Origin of the sequence: Microbacterium meiriae, from assembly GCF_040702565.1 — a bacterium.
Taxonomy (GTDB): Bacteria; Actinomycetota; Actinomycetes; order Actinomycetales; family Microbacteriaceae; genus Microbacterium; species Microbacterium meiriae.
The window spans coordinates 26,051-39,578 of sequence record NZ_JBFBLJ010000001.1; the positions used below are offsets into that span (position 1 = coordinate 26,051).

General features: G+C 71.3%; 14 protein-coding genes. 10 read left to right on the forward strand and 4 right to left on the reverse strand.

All coding sequences use genetic code 11. The features are described from left to right. Positions 1–10 precede the first annotated feature (10 nt). The 6 genes from AB0310_RS00130 to AB0310_RS00155 all read left to right on the forward strand — a co-directional run bounded on the left by AB0310_RS00130 (position 11) and on the right by AB0310_RS00155 (position 5,433). Positions 11–1,192 carry a sensor histidine kinase gene (locus tag AB0310_RS00130; RefSeq protein ID WP_366236328.1) on the forward strand — a complete coding sequence of 394 codons (1,182 nt, stop codon included), beginning with the start codon at positions 11–13 and terminating at the stop codon, positions 1,190–1,192. Continuing rightward, positions 1,189–1,824 (forward strand): response regulator, encoded by a 636-nt coding sequence (locus AB0310_RS00135; RefSeq protein WP_366236329.1) that lies wholly within the window; start codon positions 1,189–1,191, stop codon positions 1,822–1,824. Before AB0310_RS00130 ends, AB0310_RS00135 begins: the two co-directional genes overlap by 4 nt. A 167-nt stretch (positions 1,825–1,991) precedes the next feature. Then, positions 1,992–2,753: an ABC transporter ATP-binding protein gene (locus AB0310_RS00140; protein WP_136051761.1), complete on the forward strand. Its 762-nt coding sequence runs from the start codon at positions 1,992–1,994 to the stop codon at positions 2,751–2,753. After that, positions 2,750–4,210, forward strand: a complete 1,461-nt coding sequence (locus AB0310_RS00145; protein WP_366236330.1) for an ABC transporter permease — start codon at positions 2,750–2,752, stop codon at positions 4,208–4,210. Before AB0310_RS00140 ends, AB0310_RS00145 begins: the two co-directional genes overlap by 4 nt. A gap of 18 nt (positions 4,211–4,228) precedes the next feature. Next, complete coding sequence (locus AB0310_RS00150) at positions 4,229–4,891, forward strand: 2-phosphosulfolactate phosphatase (protein ID WP_366236331.1); 663 nt, start codon at positions 4,229–4,231, stop codon at positions 4,889–4,891. 26 nt (positions 4,892–4,917) lie between these two features. Then, a complete protein-coding gene (locus AB0310_RS00155) occupies positions 4,918–5,433 on the forward strand; it encodes a DUF3054 domain-containing protein (RefSeq protein ID WP_366236332.1) in 516 nt (171 codons plus the stop codon). A gap of 31 nt (positions 5,434–5,464) precedes the next feature. On the opposite strand, the gene AB0310_RS00160 is transcribed toward AB0310_RS00155, so the two are convergent. From AB0310_RS00160 to AB0310_RS00175, 4 genes are all read right to left on the reverse strand, one after another. Then, entirely contained in the window at positions 5,465–5,953 is a 489-nt protein-coding gene (locus AB0310_RS00160) for a SprT-like domain-containing protein (protein WP_187663348.1), read from the reverse strand. Between the two features lie 44 nt (positions 5,954–5,997). Beyond that, entirely contained in the window at positions 5,998–6,525 is a 528-nt protein-coding gene (locus tag AB0310_RS00165; RefSeq protein ID WP_187663349.1) for a hypothetical protein, read from the reverse strand. Between the two features lie 81 nt (positions 6,526–6,606). Next, positions 6,607–7,467 (reverse strand): spermidine synthase, encoded by an 861-nt coding sequence (locus AB0310_RS00170; protein WP_187663350.1) that lies wholly within the window; start codon positions 7,465–7,467, stop codon positions 6,607–6,609. 31 nt (positions 7,468–7,498) lie between these two features. Beyond that, positions 7,499–8,764 carry an LCP family protein gene (locus AB0310_RS00175; RefSeq protein ID WP_187663351.1) on the reverse strand — a complete coding sequence of 422 codons (1,266 nt, stop codon included), beginning with the start codon at positions 8,762–8,764 and terminating at the stop codon, positions 7,499–7,501. Between the two features lie 147 nt (positions 8,765–8,911). Here AB0310_RS00175 and AB0310_RS00180 point away from each other — a divergent pair, with 147 nt between their 5' ends. The 4 genes from AB0310_RS00180 to AB0310_RS00195 are packed head-to-tail and all read left to right on the forward strand — an operon-like array spanning position 8,912 to position 13,526. Beyond that, positions 8,912–10,201 (forward strand): sugar ABC transporter substrate-binding protein, encoded by a 1,290-nt coding sequence (locus tag AB0310_RS00180; RefSeq protein ID WP_366236333.1) that lies wholly within the window; start codon positions 8,912–8,914, stop codon positions 10,199–10,201. Positions 10,202–10,216: 15 nt separating this feature from the next. Further along, positions 10,217–11,191, forward strand: a complete 975-nt coding sequence (locus AB0310_RS00185; protein ID WP_366236334.1) for a carbohydrate ABC transporter permease — start codon at positions 10,217–10,219, stop codon at positions 11,189–11,191. Next, positions 11,188–12,021 (forward strand): carbohydrate ABC transporter permease, encoded by an 834-nt coding sequence (locus AB0310_RS00190; protein WP_187663354.1) that lies wholly within the window; start codon positions 11,188–11,190, stop codon positions 12,019–12,021. The genes AB0310_RS00185 and AB0310_RS00190 overlap by 4 nt, the downstream gene beginning before the upstream one ends. After that, complete coding sequence (locus AB0310_RS00195) at positions 12,018–13,526, forward strand: glycoside hydrolase family 3 protein (protein ID WP_366236335.1); 1,509 nt, start codon at positions 12,018–12,020, stop codon at positions 13,524–13,526. Before AB0310_RS00190 ends, AB0310_RS00195 begins: the two co-directional genes overlap by 4 nt. Positions 13,527–13,528: the final 2 nt, after the last annotated feature.

The following is a 13,528-nucleotide window of genomic DNA, read 5'->3' on the forward strand; positions in this document are numbered from 1 at the left end:
GCGTGGGGGAGTGATCCGTCCGCTGTCCCGTACCGGCCTCGTCCTCGACATCGTCGGGGCGGTGCTGCTGTTCGCGCTCCTGACGCCGCTCGGGGTCGTGTTCTACGCCCCGCAGCCCGAGCTGGCCGGCTCGTCCGCGGTGAACGTCATCGGGCTGATCTCGTCGTCGATCTTCCTGTTCGGCGGGGTGGCGATCGGACGCCTCGCTCCCGGTCTCGCGCTCGCCGCCGCCTGGGCCGGAGCCATCGTGCAGATGCTCGCCGGCTTCGGACCGCTGCCGACCGACTTCGCGATCCTCCTCGTGCTGTACGCGACGTCCGCGTGGGGGTCGCGCCGCGTGCTCTGGTGGGGGTTCGGCTCCGTCATCGTGGGCGGCATCGTCGCTTCGCTGTACCTGGTCTTCGTCGGGGGCGTCGCGTTCGGCTCCGGCAGCGGGTGGGAGCTCGTGACCGGCGGCACTCTGCTCGTGGCAGCCTCGATCATGGCGCTCGGGTTCGCGTGGGTGTGCGGCCTCCTCTGGCGGGTCGTGCTGCGCAACCGGCGCACGCGCTCGGCGCAGCTGCAGGCCGAGGCCCTAGCCGCCGAGGAGCAGGAGCGGGTGCGCATCGCGCGGGACATGCATGATGTGGTCGCCCACTCGCTCGCGGTCGTCATCGCTCAGGCCGACGGCGCGCGCTACGCCGCGGCGGTGAAGCCCGAGATCGCGACGGAGGCCCTCGGCACGATCGCGCAGACCGCCCGCGGAGCCCTGAGCGACGTGCGGATGCTCCTCACCCAGCTCCGCCATCGGCAGGGGGACGGTCCGCAGCCGACCCTCGCCGACCTCGAGACGCTGTTCGCCCAGGTACGCCAAGCCGGCATCGAGCCGCGGGTCACGGTCGACCCGATGCCTCCGGGGGAGCCACCGGGGGCGATCCAACTCGCCGTCTACCGGATCCTCCAGGAGGCGTTGACGAACGCGATCCGCCACGGCGACGGCGCGGTGGACGTGCATCTCGCGTGGCTCCCCGATCGCGTGGACATCGAGGTGCGCAACGCCGTCTCGCCGGAGTCGACGCCGGGCGCGCCCGGGGGACACGGTCTGATCGGCATGCGCGAGCGGGCGCAGCTCGTGGGCGGTATTCTGCAAGCCGAGCGCCGTGGTGCGCAGTTCGTCGTCCAGAGCAGCCTTCCGATCGGAGCCCCGCAGTGATCAGAGTCGTGCTCGTCGACGACCAGGCGCTGTTCCGTGCAGGTATCCGCATGCTCGTGGCCTCCCAGCCGGACCTCGAGGTCGTGGGGGAGGCGGGGAACGGGCAGGAGGCGCTCGCCGTGGTCGCCGCGACCCGGCCCGACGTGGTCCTCATGGACATCCGGATGCCGGTGATGGACGGGCTGACCGCGACCGCCGAGATCCTGTCCCGTCCGGAGCCCCCGCGCATCGTCATGCTCACCACGTTCGACCTCGACGAGGCGGCGGCGCGGGCGATCCGGCAGGGGGCGAGCGGCTTCCTCCTCAAAGACGCCGATCCGGAGTTCCTGCTCGCGGCGATCCGGACGGTGCATGCGGGGTCGAGTGTCATCGCGGCGTCGGCGACCCGCGAGCTGTTCGAGCACTTCGCGGAGGCTCCGAAGCCGGTACCCCCGCAGTATGCCGAGTTGACGGAGCGGGAGCGGGAGATCTTCGCGCTGGCGGCCCGGGGCCTCTCGAACGCCGAGATCGCCGCGCGGGAGTTCCTCAGCGAGGCCACGGTGAAGACGCACATCAGCCGCATCCTCACGAAGCTCGCGCTCCGCGACCGTGTGCAGCTCGTCGTGTTCGCGTTCAAGCACGGCCTCGCCTGACGTCGACCCACCCCCTTCTGTTCGACCCGGCCCTTTGCGGCGGGCCGTAGAGGGGTGGGTCGAACGCACGGGGGTGGGTCGAGGGGAGGGGGATCATCCTCCCGATGTATCGGGATGCTCCCGGAGGGCGACGCGGGGGGACCGGGCGCGGAAATAGCGTCGGAAGCATGGAGATCACGACCACCGACCTCGGGCTCGCCGCTCGCGTCCAGCACCTGAAGAAGACCTACGGTTCGGGCGAAGGCACCGTCCGCGCGCTCGACGATGTGAGCGTCGGCATCCGCCGCGGACAGTTCACCGCCATCATGGGCCCGTCCGGATCCGGCAAGTCCACCCTCATGCACATCATGGCCGGCCTCGACAGCCCGACGGAGGGGCGAGCGTGGATCGGCGACACCGAGATCACCGGCCTCGGCGACCTCGACCTGACGATCCTGCGCCGCCGCCGCGTCGGGTTCATCTTCCAGGCGTTCAACCTCGTCCCCACGCTCGACGCCCTCGGCAACATCCTGCTGCCGTTCGAGCTCGACGGCCGTCGGCCCAGCGCCATCGAGCGGGCACGGATCGACGGTCTCATCGAGACGCTCGGCCTCGGCAAGCGCCTCGGGCACCGGCCGCACCAGCTCTCGGGCGGACAGCAGCAGCGCGTCGCGATCGCCCGCGCCCTCGCCACCGCCCCCGACCTGGTGTTCGCGGACGAGCCCACGGGCAACCTCGACTCCCAGACCGGACGGGAGGTGCTGCGCCTGCTCGCCTCCGCCAGCCGGGAGCACGGCCAGTCCATCGCGATGGTCACGCACGACGCGATCGCGGCCAGCCATGCCGATCGGGTGCTCTACCTCGGCGATGGGCGCATCGTCGCAGACCACCCGCGGCAGACCGCGGAGCAGATCTCCGCCTACATGCTCGCCGCGGAGGTGTCGGCATGACCGCGCTCACCACGGTCGTCCCGGAGATGCGGACGACCGGACCCCGGCTGGCCTGGCTCCGCGACCGCGGCATGGGCGCGAGCGTCCTCGTCGCCGCGCTGTCGTCGGCGTTCGGGGTGTTCCTCGTCGAGATCACGGCCTACATCGGCGCCGTGCTCCAGGCCGATCCGTTCATCGGCGACAGCGGCACGCTCGCGGTCGTCGTCGCGATCCTGTCGGTGCTGCTCACGGCGGTGGCGATGTACGTGGCGGCGATCGTCACGGCGAACACGTTCTCGACGATCATCGCGGGACGCACGCGGCAGATCGCGCTGATGCGTCTCATCGGCGCGACGGCGCGATCGCAGCGGGCGCAGGTCGGCCGGCAGGGCCTCGTCGTCGGGCTCCTCGGAGCAGGGCTGGGGCTGCTCGCCGGCCTCCTCCTCTCCGCGGCCGCGGTGCAGCTCGGCGGACAGCTCGTCGCCACCGCGCCGTCGTCCTTCTCGCTCGCGCAGCCCGCTCTCGCCCTTCCGGCGGTCGGCGTCGCGCTCACCACGTGGGCCGCCGCATGGGTGGGCTCCCGCCGCGTCCTCGCGGTGACCCCCCTTCAGGCTCTGGGCGGCGCGGTGGAGCGCACGCGCGACGAGGTCTCCGGGCGGAAGGGCCGCCATGTCGGGGCCTGGGTGCTGTTGATCTCCGGCGCTGCTCTGCTCGCGGGCGGGGTCGTCCTCGGCCTCGTCACGCCGCTCGGGGTCGTGGTCGCGTTCTTCGGCGGCATCCTCTCCTTCACCGGGCTGACCCTGGGGTCCGTGCTGTTCATGCCGCCGGTGCTCCGGCTCGTGGGGCGGATGTTCGGGTCGAGCGCGACCGCCCGTCTCGCGGCCGAGAACGCCCTGCGGTACCCGGAGCGGTCGTCGCGGATGGCCATCGGTGTCGTCATGGGCGTGACCCTGGTGACGATGTTCGCGGTGGCGCTGGAGTCGTCGAAGCGCCTCATGACGAGCCAGACCACGGAGGAGATCCCGGCCGAGTTCTTCGCGCCCTACGACGCCTTCGCGGCGATCATGATGGTGCTCGTCGCGGTCTCCGCGGTGATCGCGGCGGTCGGCCTCGTCAACCTCCTCACCATCGGCGTCGTGCAGCGTCGTCGCGAGCTGGGGCTGCTGCGCTCGATCGGCCTGTCCAACCGGCAGGTGCGCCGCATGGTGCTGCTGGAGGCGACGCACATCACGGTGGCAGCCACCCTCACCGGGCTCGTGCTCGGGGTGCTCTACGGGTGGATCGCGGCCCAGTCGCTGCTGGGCTCCGTGCCGGTCCTGCCGGAGTTCACGCCCGCAGGGCTGATCGCTCCGCAGGTGCCGTGGCTCCCCGTGGTGATCATCGTCGCCGCGACGGCGCTCCTCACCCTCGTGGCCGCCGCGACGCCCACCCGGTTGGCGACCAGGGTGGCTCCGGTCGAGGCGCTCGCCGCCGACTGACGGCTCTAGGCTGGACGGATGCCGTCGCCGTTCGATCAGTCCCCGTACCAGGTCCGACTCGACTGGGGGGTGTCAGGGCTCGCCCGCCTCGCCCCGGCCGACGTGGTCGTGGTGATCGACGTCCTCCGGTTCTCCTCGACGGTCGTCGACGCGGTGGCCGCGGGAACGGACGTCGACCTCTCGACAGCCCTCGGATGGTCGCGGAACGGGGCGGCGGTGGCCGATGCCGCCGCCTCGACCGGGGCCACCGTCCTGCTGGGCGCGATCCGCAACGCCGGTGCCGTGGCCAGGGCCGTGCAGATCGAGCAGGAGCGCCGGCAGGGCCGCACCTCGGTGGCACTCATCCCGGCGGGGGAGCTCGACGCCGCGGGGGAGCTGCGCGTCGCGGTGGAGGACCAGCTCGGGGCCGGCGCGATCGCCGCGGCTCTGACCGATCTCGGCATCGACCACACGGCGCCGGACGCGGCCGTGGCAGCGGAGGGCTTCCGTGCCCTGCGGCGCGCGGTGAAGCACCTGATCGGGGCGACGGGTTCCGGACGCGAGCTGCAGGCCGGCGTCCCGGCCACCGATCGGATCCGGGCCGCCGGACTGGAGCCGACCAGCACCGCCGACGCGGCCGTCCTCGATGCCGCGGACACCGTCCCCGTCCTGCGCGACGGGCGGTTCACGCGCTACGAGTGAGCGCGCCTTCCGCGTAGGGTCGAGGAATGAGGTTCCTCCCCGCTCTCCTCGTCGACGCCGTCCTCGTCCTCGTCTTCGCCGCCATCGGCCGGGCCTCCCACCAGGAGGACCCGGCGGGGTTCCTTCTCACGGCCTGGCCCTTCCTCGTCGCCCTGCTGCTCGGGCACGCTGTCGCGGCGCTGCTCCCCGGGCGCCCGCGTCGGCCGTGGTCGCTGCCGTGGGGCGCGGTGGTCTGGGCGGTGACGGTCGTCGGCGGCATGCTGCTGCGGCTGCTCAGCGGAGACACCGCGGAGCTGCCCTTCATCATCGTGGCGACGCTCGTGCTCGGCGTGTTCCTGCTCGGCTGGCGTGGGCTCACCGCGCTCGTCCGTCGCCGACGCGTGACCGCGGCGGCTGCGACGGGGGAGGACTCCGCCGTGCCCGCTCCGGAGGCCGCACCGGTCGCCGAAGAGGTGGCGCCGGATGATGAGGCGCACACGCCCGATGAGGAGAACCGATCCGCCTCCGATGAGCAGGCCCGTCCCGGCGGCCCGTCGGCCTGACACGGCTCCGCTCGCGCCGCTCCGGCAGGACTCAGCGCGGCGCCTGCGCCGCGAGCCGGGCGTCGGTGGTGATCTCACGACGCGTCCAGGCGAACAGATGTTGCGCGTCGAATGTGCGGGAGCACCGGGCGCAGGACGTGGCTCGCGTCGGGCGCCGGTGGCGGTACGTGACGTGTCCGGCCGGGCATCGCCCCACCCAGGGGGCGAGCTCGACCGCGGTCTCCCCGTGATGCGTCGTACCGCCGACGTAGCCCAGGTCGCGCGCCACGCGCTTCCACGCCGGACCGTGCGCCGCCTTGTGCCCGGCGAGCGCGTGCGCGACCTCGTGCAGCAGCACCTGATGGATGTCGTCGTCCTCGAAACGGGCGGCGAGGTACCGCGACACGGTGATGCGCTTGCGCGTGTAGTCGCACTGCCCGGCGCGACGCTTGGCATGGTCGAAGTCGAACGACCAGCTGTCGTCGAGATGCAACCGGATCAGTGCCTCGCCCCAGACGCGCACGCGGTCAAGTTCCGCCATGCGCTCAGGCTAAGGCATGCCGCGGACACTCAGGCGCATCGGCGTCAGCCCGCGACGAGCTGCGCCGGACGACGACGCTCCACGGCTTCGATGGCCAGCAGCACCGTCTCGAGCTCGCGGTCCTCGGCGCCGGACTCGCGCCGCAGGAACAGCGACTGCTTGAAGCTCTCCCGCGCGGTCTCGTAGTCTCCCGCATCGTAGGCGTTCTTGCCGTGGTGCTGGTAGGCGAACGCGGCGATCGACAGCCAACGCTGGCCCTCGGCCTCCGTGGCGCAGGTGGCCAGCTCCTGCTCGGCGGCGGCGTGGGCCCCGCGGTACTGCAGGATCGTGGCGTGGAGCACGCGGGCGCGGAGCACGTCCTTGCGCGTGCCGGCCATGCGGGCCTGCCGCACCGCCTCGTCGGCGAGGACGAGGGCGTCGTCGAGGCGACCGAGCACCTTCAGCAGCCACACGCGCTCGAGCAGGGCGGGAAGGCTCCGCTGCTCCTCGATCTCGTCCAGGCGGGCGGCGCACTCATCGAGGTCGACGCGTTCGCGGAGGCTCTCCTGGTCGTATCCCCGGATCAAACTCATTGCTCTCCTTCCGCGCGTCCCCGCGACTGTCCCCGTCCAGTCTGCCTGCCGCTTCCGCGCTCCTCGGGGCGGCGCGCCCGGTCAGCGCAGGAACAGCGACGCATCCGGGCGCGGGGAGGCGACCGCGTCGGCATCGGTGACGATGCGGGCCCCCTGGAGGAAGGCGCGGGCCTCGTCCCCCTGGGCGATCTTCGCGGGGTGCGGGCCGGCGGCCAGCATCCGTGGCAGCCACTCCGTCGGCAGCGGCGCGGCGGATGCCGCCACCACGAGATTGCCGAAGCGGCGGCCCTTGAGCACCTGGGTGTCGGCGAGGATGCCGATCTCCGGAAGGACCTCGGCGATCGTCGCGGCCTGTCGACGGGCGAACGAGAGACCGGGGCCGTCGGCGACGTTGACCAGCAGCACCCCGCCGGGCGCGAGCAGCGCGGCGAGCTCGCGGTAGAACTCCACGCTCGTGAGGTGGGCGGGGGTCTGCGCGCCCGAGTACACGTCGGAGACGACGAGATCGCAGGCGGCGTGCAGGGCGGCCGGGAGCTTGCGGACTCCCTCCCTGGCATCGCCGATGCGCAGGCGGATCGCCGCCCCCTTCGGCAGCGGGAGGTGCTCGCGGACGAGCTGGACGAGCGGGGCCTCCAGCTCGATGACCTGCTGACGGGACCCCGGCCGCGTCGCGTCGATGTAGCGGGGGATCGTCAGGGCGCCGGCGCCGAGGTGGACGGCGGTGAGCGGTCCGGGGCGGAGCTGGTCGATCACGGCGCCCATCCGCACGATGTACTCGAAGTGCAGGTGGGTGGGGTCGTCCAGATCGACATGGGACTGCGGGGTGTCGTCGACCACGAGCTCGAAGCCGCTCGTGAACTCGGAGGGGAGGATGCGGGCGATGCCGCCGTGGTCGAGACGGGTCTGCGGGTGCTCGGCATCCCGTGATCGCGTCCGTCCCATGTCGTCGAGCCTACGCCGCGCCCGCCTCGGGTCAGCGCTGGTTGCCCACCGCGCAGGTCTCCTGCTCGAGGGTCTGGCCCGAGACCTCCGGCGGGAGGGTCGCGCGGGCATCCGGCGTTGCGGTCGCCTCGGGACCGGGGTCCGACTCCGGGGCCGTGGGCGCCGTGGGAGCGGGGGTGACGAGCTCCACGCCGCGGTGCGTCGTCACGTCTCCGGTGAGCTGCAGCGGTTTGCCGGCCCGCACCGCATCCCAGAGCGCGGCGGCGGCGTCCTCGTCGGGCACGACCTTGTCGTCGTCGAACGGGTCGACGACGTTCGGGTACTGCACGAAGGCGAAGTCGCCGAACCTCACGTCCTTGAGAGCGAGGGCGAGCTGCGCCAGCCGCAGCGGGTCGGCGAGCTCGTCGCTGGGGTCGATGTTGTCGGCGATGGCGTTCGTCAGCCGCAGGACCTTGGGGATGTCGGTCAGCGTCTCCTCGCTCAGCACCTTCTTGGCCAGTCGCGACATGTACTGCTGCTGATTGGAGATGCGGGCGAGGTCGCTCTCGTCCCCCACGCCGTGCCGGGTGCGGATGAACTGGAGCGCCTCCACGCCCGAGACCGTCCGCATGCCCGCCGGCCAGTCGATGCCCGTGTGGCGGTCGCGGATGCCGTCGCCGGCGATGCAGACCTCGACCCCGCCTATCGCATCGGTGACGGCCATGACGCCGTCGAAGCTGATCTTGGCGGCGAACTCCACGGGGATGTCACCCAGTTCGCTCACGGTCTTCGCGATACAGGAGAGGCCGGCGTGCTCGAACAGCGAGTTCATCGATGCCTTCTCCATCGCCGACGCGACGGAGCCGTCCTCACGGGTGCATTCCGGCACGGGCACGCCGAGGTCGCGGGGGAGGGAGACGACGGTCACGTTCCGCGGGGCGGCGGAGACGTGCACGAGGAGGTTCACGTCGTTCCGACTGAGGCCGTCCGCCTCGGCGCAGCGCTCATCGAAGAGCGCGGTGGCCTTCGGGCCGCATTCGTCCGTGCCCACGATGAGGATGCTGAAGGCCTTGTCGTCGGGATACGCGCCGAGGGTGGGCGGGTCGACCTGCGGTGCACCCTCCAGGGTGACGGCCCCGTCGCCCACGCGGTTGAAGACGTCCCAGACGAGGAACCCGGCGACCGCCGCGGTCGAGACGAGCACCACGGCGAGTCCGATCCCGAGCCCGCGGAGCACGCGGGACGCGCGTCCGCGTGCAGGGTGCGGGGCATGCCGGGGGAGTGGGCGGCGGTCGGCGTCAGATCCACGTCGGGGCATGCGGGGAGCCTACCCCGGAGGCCTGATGTTACGGCGGTGTGACGATTCTGGGAGGAACTTGCAGGGAATTAGTTAGTCGTGAATACTTTTTCCTATCCCCGGTACGCACCCGATGCACACCTGGACTTTCAAAGAGGAGATCCCCCCATGCACAAGCGCATTCTTCCGGCGGTGGCGCTCGGCGCCGTCGCCACGATCGCTCTGGCCGGCTGTGCCGGCGGCAGCGGTGACAACGGCTCGACCAACGGCGAGGGCCAGGAGCTGACCGTCTGGATCATGAAGGGGACCAACCCCGACGCGACCGCCTTCTACGACAAGGTCTCGGAGGCCTTCGAGGAGGAGACCGGTGCGAAGGTCACCATCGAGGAGATCCAGTGGGCCGACGCCCACGACCGCTTCGTGACCTCGATCGCCGGGAGCACGACCCCGGACATCGCCGAGACCGGCACCACCTGGACCGCGGAGTTCGCCGACGCCGGCGCGCTCCTCCCGCTCGACGAGTACGTCGACGCGGAGGACGGCCTGCGCGACGACCTCGTCGAGGGCCTCGCCGTCGCCGGCACCTACGACAAGGAGCTGTACGGCATGCCGTGGTACGCCGGCGTCCGCTCCATCGTCTACCGCACCGACGTGTTCGAGGAGCTCGGTCTCGAGGCTCCGAAGACCTGGGACGACATCGTCGCCGCGGGTGAAGCCATCAAGGCCGCCAAGCCCGACATGCTGCCCTTCCCCGTCGCGGGCGACGCCGAGTTCCAGGTCTACCCCTGGGTCTGGGGCGCCGGCGGCGAGATCGCCACGAAGGACGGCGACACCTGGACCAGCGAGCTCGACAGCGCCGAGTCGCAGGCCGGCATCGAGTTCTACACGGGTCTGGCCACCGAGCACGGCTTCTCGTCGGCCGGTGCGACCACGTGGAAGGAGACCGACCTCCGGGACGCCTTCACGCAGGGCAACGTCGCGATGATGCTCTCCGGCTCCTGGACGCCGAACGCCCTCATCGAGGCCAACCCCGAGCTCGAGGGCAAGATCGGCGCCGCCGTGATCCCCGGGCAGGACGGCGGCATCGCGCCCTCCGTGCTCGGCGGCTCGCACCTGTCGGTGTTCAACACCACGAAGAACGCCGACCTCGCGTGGGAGTTCGTCAAGCTCATGACCACCGGTGAGTTCGCCGAGCAGTGGTCCGACGAGACCGGCTACTTCCCTGGCGTCCAGTCCGCGATGGAGGAGGCCCTCGCCTCGACCGACCCGCTCGTCGCACCGTTCGCCGAGCAGATGGTCGACGGCGGCGCGTCCGTCCCGGTCACGCCGAACTTCGGCGCCGTGCAGGCGAAGAAGACCACCAACGCCATGATCCAGGCCATCCTCAGCGGGCAGAAGGACGTCGCGACCGCGACGAAGGACGCCGCTGCCGAGATGACCGAACTGCTCAACCAGTAAGGAACCATTCCTTCCATGTCGATGGTGCAAGCGCCACTGCCGGCCACGAAGGCGGAGCCCTCCTCTGCCTCCGTGGCCGGCGGCCGGAAGCGTCGGGGTCTCTCGATCGTCACGGCCCGCCCCTGGCTCCTCCTCGCCCCCGGGCTGATCATCCTCGCGGGGCTGATGCTCTGGCCGCTCGTGCAGGTGTTCCTCTACTCGCTGCAGGACTACGGTCTGCGCGAGATCAACACCGGTGAGAGCAACTGGATCGGGCTGGACAACTACACCGAGGCGCTCACCAATCCGACCCTGTGGACGGTGGTGCTCCCCAACACGGTCGGCTTCGCGGCCGTCGCGGTGTTCACCACCGTCGCACTCGGAACCCTCGTGGCGCTGCTGCTGGCGCGGCTGGGCACCGTGTGGCGCACCATCGTCTCCAGCTGCATCATGGTCGCGTGGGCGATGCCCGCCGTGACCGGCACGTACGTCTGGACCTTCATCTTCGATGCCGACCGCGGCATCTTCAACAGCGTCCTGCAGGACCTCGGCCTCATCGACGGTCAGGTCAACTGGTTCACCAACCAGTGGTCGTTCTACGCGATCGTGCTGCTGAACGTCGTCCACCACGGCTTCCCGTTCGTGGCCATCACCGTGCTCGCCGGCCTCCTGGGCGTCTCGAAGGAGATGCTCGAGGCCGCGGCGCTCGACGGGGCCGGCGCGTGGCGCCGCTTCTGGAAGATCATCTTCCCGACGCTCAAGCCCGTCTTCTCCGTCGTCATCATCCTGTCGACGATCTGGGACTTCAAGGTCTTCGCGCAGGTCTACCTCATGCCCGGCGGCAGCGGCGGCAACCGTCAGGTGCTCAACCTCGGCGTGTGGTCGTACGTGGAGTCGTTCGGTCAGAACCGCTACGGGTTCGGCGCCGCGCTCGCGGTGCTGCTGACCCTCGTGCTGATCGGCATCACGATCGTCTACATCCGCTCCCTCATGAAGGAGGACGAGCTGTGAACCCCCGCCCCAGGCTCCGGTCGCGCATCGGACTCGGCATCGGCGTCGCCGCCGTCCTCATCTTCACGCTGTTCCCCGTCTACTGGATGGTCTCCAGCGCGTTCGACGGCAAGGCCTCCAGCGGTGGGCAGTCGCTCCTCCCGCAGGAGTTCACGTGGGACAACTTCGCCTTCGTGCTCACCGAGGGCGGCTTCGGCACCTACCTGCGCAACTCCGCCATCGTGGCCCTCGTCACGGTGCTCGTCAGCGCGATCGTCTGCCTGCTCGCGGCGGTCGCCGTGGCGCGGTTCCGCTTCAAGTTCCGCACCACGGTCCTGATGATGATCCTCGTGGTGCAGATGGTGCCGCTCGAGGCCCTAGTCATCCCGCTGTTCCTCCAGGTGAAGAGCCTCGGTCTGCTCAACAGCATCATCGGCCTCATGGTGGTCTACGTGGCGCTGTCGCTCGCGTTCGGCATCTGGATGCTGCGCGGCTTCGTCGCCGCCGTCCCGGTCGAGCTCGAGGAGGCCGCCTACATCGACGGCGCGAGCTGGTGGCGGATGTTCCGCTCCATCCTGCTGCCCCTGGTGATGCCCGGCCTCGTCGCGACGAGCATCTTCAGCTTCATCACGGCGTGGAACGAGTTCATCTTCGCCATGACGATCCTCGGCGCGCAGACCGACCAGTACACGGTCTCGATCGGGCTCAAGTCGTTCTTCGGCCTGTACTCGAACGACTGGGGCAGCATCATGGCCGCCTCCACGATCATCACCGTGCCCGTCATGATCTTCTTCGTCATCGTGCAGCGCCGGCTCTCCGCCGGCATGGTCGCGGGAGCGGTGAAGGGATGACCGACGAGCTCGAGCGCCTCGCGAACGGCGTGCTCTGGCCCGGGTTCCTCGGCACCACGGCGCCCGCCTGGCTCGTGGAGGAGCTGCGCGACGGCCTGGCCGGAGTCGTGTACTTCGGACAGAACGTCGGAGAGGGACTGCCCGCGCTGAGTGCGCAGATCCTCGACGCGAACCCGGACGCCCTGATCGGCGTGGACGAGGAGGGCGGCAGCGTCACGCGGCTGGAGTCCGGGAGCGGCTCGACCCTTCCCGGCGCCGCGCAGCTCGGTGCCCTCGACGACGTGGTCGCGTCGGAGCGGACCGGCGCGGAACTCGCCCGTCGCGTGCGCGCCGTCGGTGCGAACGTGGTGCTCGGTCCGGTCGCCGACGTCAACACCGACCCGCGCAACCCCGTCATCGGCGTGCGCTCGTTCGGATCCGACGAGGCGCTGGTGACGCGCCACGTCGTCGCCACGGTCGACGGCATCCAGGACGGCGGCGTCGCCGCGTGCGTCAAGCACTTCCCCGGTCACGGCGACACCCACCTCGACTCGCACCACGCGCTTCCCGAGATCGCGCTCGACGTGGCCGAGTACGAGCGCGTGCACCTCGAGCCGTTCCGGGCGGCCGTCGAGGCGGGCGTCGACGCGATCATGACCGCGCACATCGTCGTTCCCGCGTGGGGCGCGCAGCCGGCCACCCTCAACCCGCGTGTGCTCGGCATGCTGCGGGAGTGGGGCTTCCGGGGCGTCATCATCACCGATGCGCTGGACATGGCCGCGATCCGCGAGACCGTCGGGCTGGGAGGAGGCGCCGCCCTCGCTCTGGCCGCCGGCGCCGACCTCCTGTGCATCGGAAACCCGACCAACCCCGGCGACGCCGCCCTTCCCGACCAGGACCGCCGCGACTTCCTCGCCGCCCGCGACGGGATCGTGGCCGCGCTGCGTGACGGCTCGCTCTCCCGGGAGCGCGTCGAGGAGGCCGCCGCGCGGGTGTCGGCCCTCGCCACCCGGCTGCGCACGAGCGATGCCTCGGACGAGGAGATCGCCGCGTTCGACGCCGCCGAGATCGTCCGTCGGTCCGTGTCGCTGACCGGCGTCGCACCCGAGGCCGCCGACGCCCTGGCGGTGATCGACGCCCGACGTCGCTCGACGCTCGCGGTGGACAGCGCCGCCTCCTACGTGGCCGAAGCGCTCGCGGGAGACGGCGTCCGGGTGCGGCTCGACGTGGCCGCGCGCACCGTGGACGAGCAGGACGCCGTGATCGACGAGGTCGCCGCGGCGACCGGCACGACGGTCGTCCTCGTGGACCGGCCGGATGCGGAGCCGGCGCAGCGCGCACTCATCGAGCGGGCCGCGCTCCGGGATCCGGGAGCGGTCGTGGTGAACGTCGGCCTGCCCGTACAGGAGCCGCTGCCGCTGCCCACCATCGAGGTCGGTGCCGCCAGCCGACTCGGCGCTCAGACCGCGCGGGACGCGCTCCTCGGCCGGTTCGTGCCCCGACAGAGGACGACCGCCGCCGGTTGAGA

Coding starts and splice junctions, on each gene's coding strand:
- AB0310_RS00175 (WP_187663351.1), bottom strand. CDS start 8,764: ATGCCCCGACGTGGATCTGACGCCGACCGCCGCCCACTCCCCCGGCAT.
- AB0310_RS00160 (WP_187663348.1), bottom strand. CDS start 5,953: ATGGCGGAACTTGACCGCGTGCGCGTCTGGGGCGAGGCACTGATCCGG.
- AB0310_RS00165 (WP_187663349.1), bottom strand. CDS start 6,525: ATGAGTTTGATCCGGGGATACGACCAGGAGAGCCTCCGCGAACGCGTC.
- AB0310_RS00195 (WP_366236335.1), top strand. CDS start 12,018: ATGACCGACGAGCTCGAGCGCCTCGCGAACGGCGTGCTCTGGCCCGGG.
- AB0310_RS00150 (WP_366236331.1), top strand. CDS start 4,229: ATGCCGTCGCCGTTCGATCAGTCCCCGTACCAGGTCCGACTCGACTGG.
- AB0310_RS00140 (WP_136051761.1), top strand. CDS start 1,992: ATGGAGATCACGACCACCGACCTCGGGCTCGCCGCTCGCGTCCAGCAC.
- AB0310_RS00185 (WP_366236334.1), top strand. CDS start 10,217: ATGTCGATGGTGCAAGCGCCACTGCCGGCCACGAAGGCGGAGCCCTCC.
- AB0310_RS00170 (WP_187663350.1), bottom strand. CDS start 7,467: ATGGGACGGACGCGATCACGGGATGCCGAGCACCCGCAGACCCGTCTC.
- AB0310_RS00145 (WP_366236330.1), top strand. CDS start 2,750: ATGACCGCGCTCACCACGGTCGTCCCGGAGATGCGGACGACCGGACCC.
- AB0310_RS00155 (WP_366236332.1), top strand. CDS start 4,918: ATGAGGTTCCTCCCCGCTCTCCTCGTCGACGCCGTCCTCGTCCTCGTC.
- AB0310_RS00180 (WP_366236333.1), top strand. CDS start 8,912: ATGCACAAGCGCATTCTTCCGGCGGTGGCGCTCGGCGCCGTCGCCACG.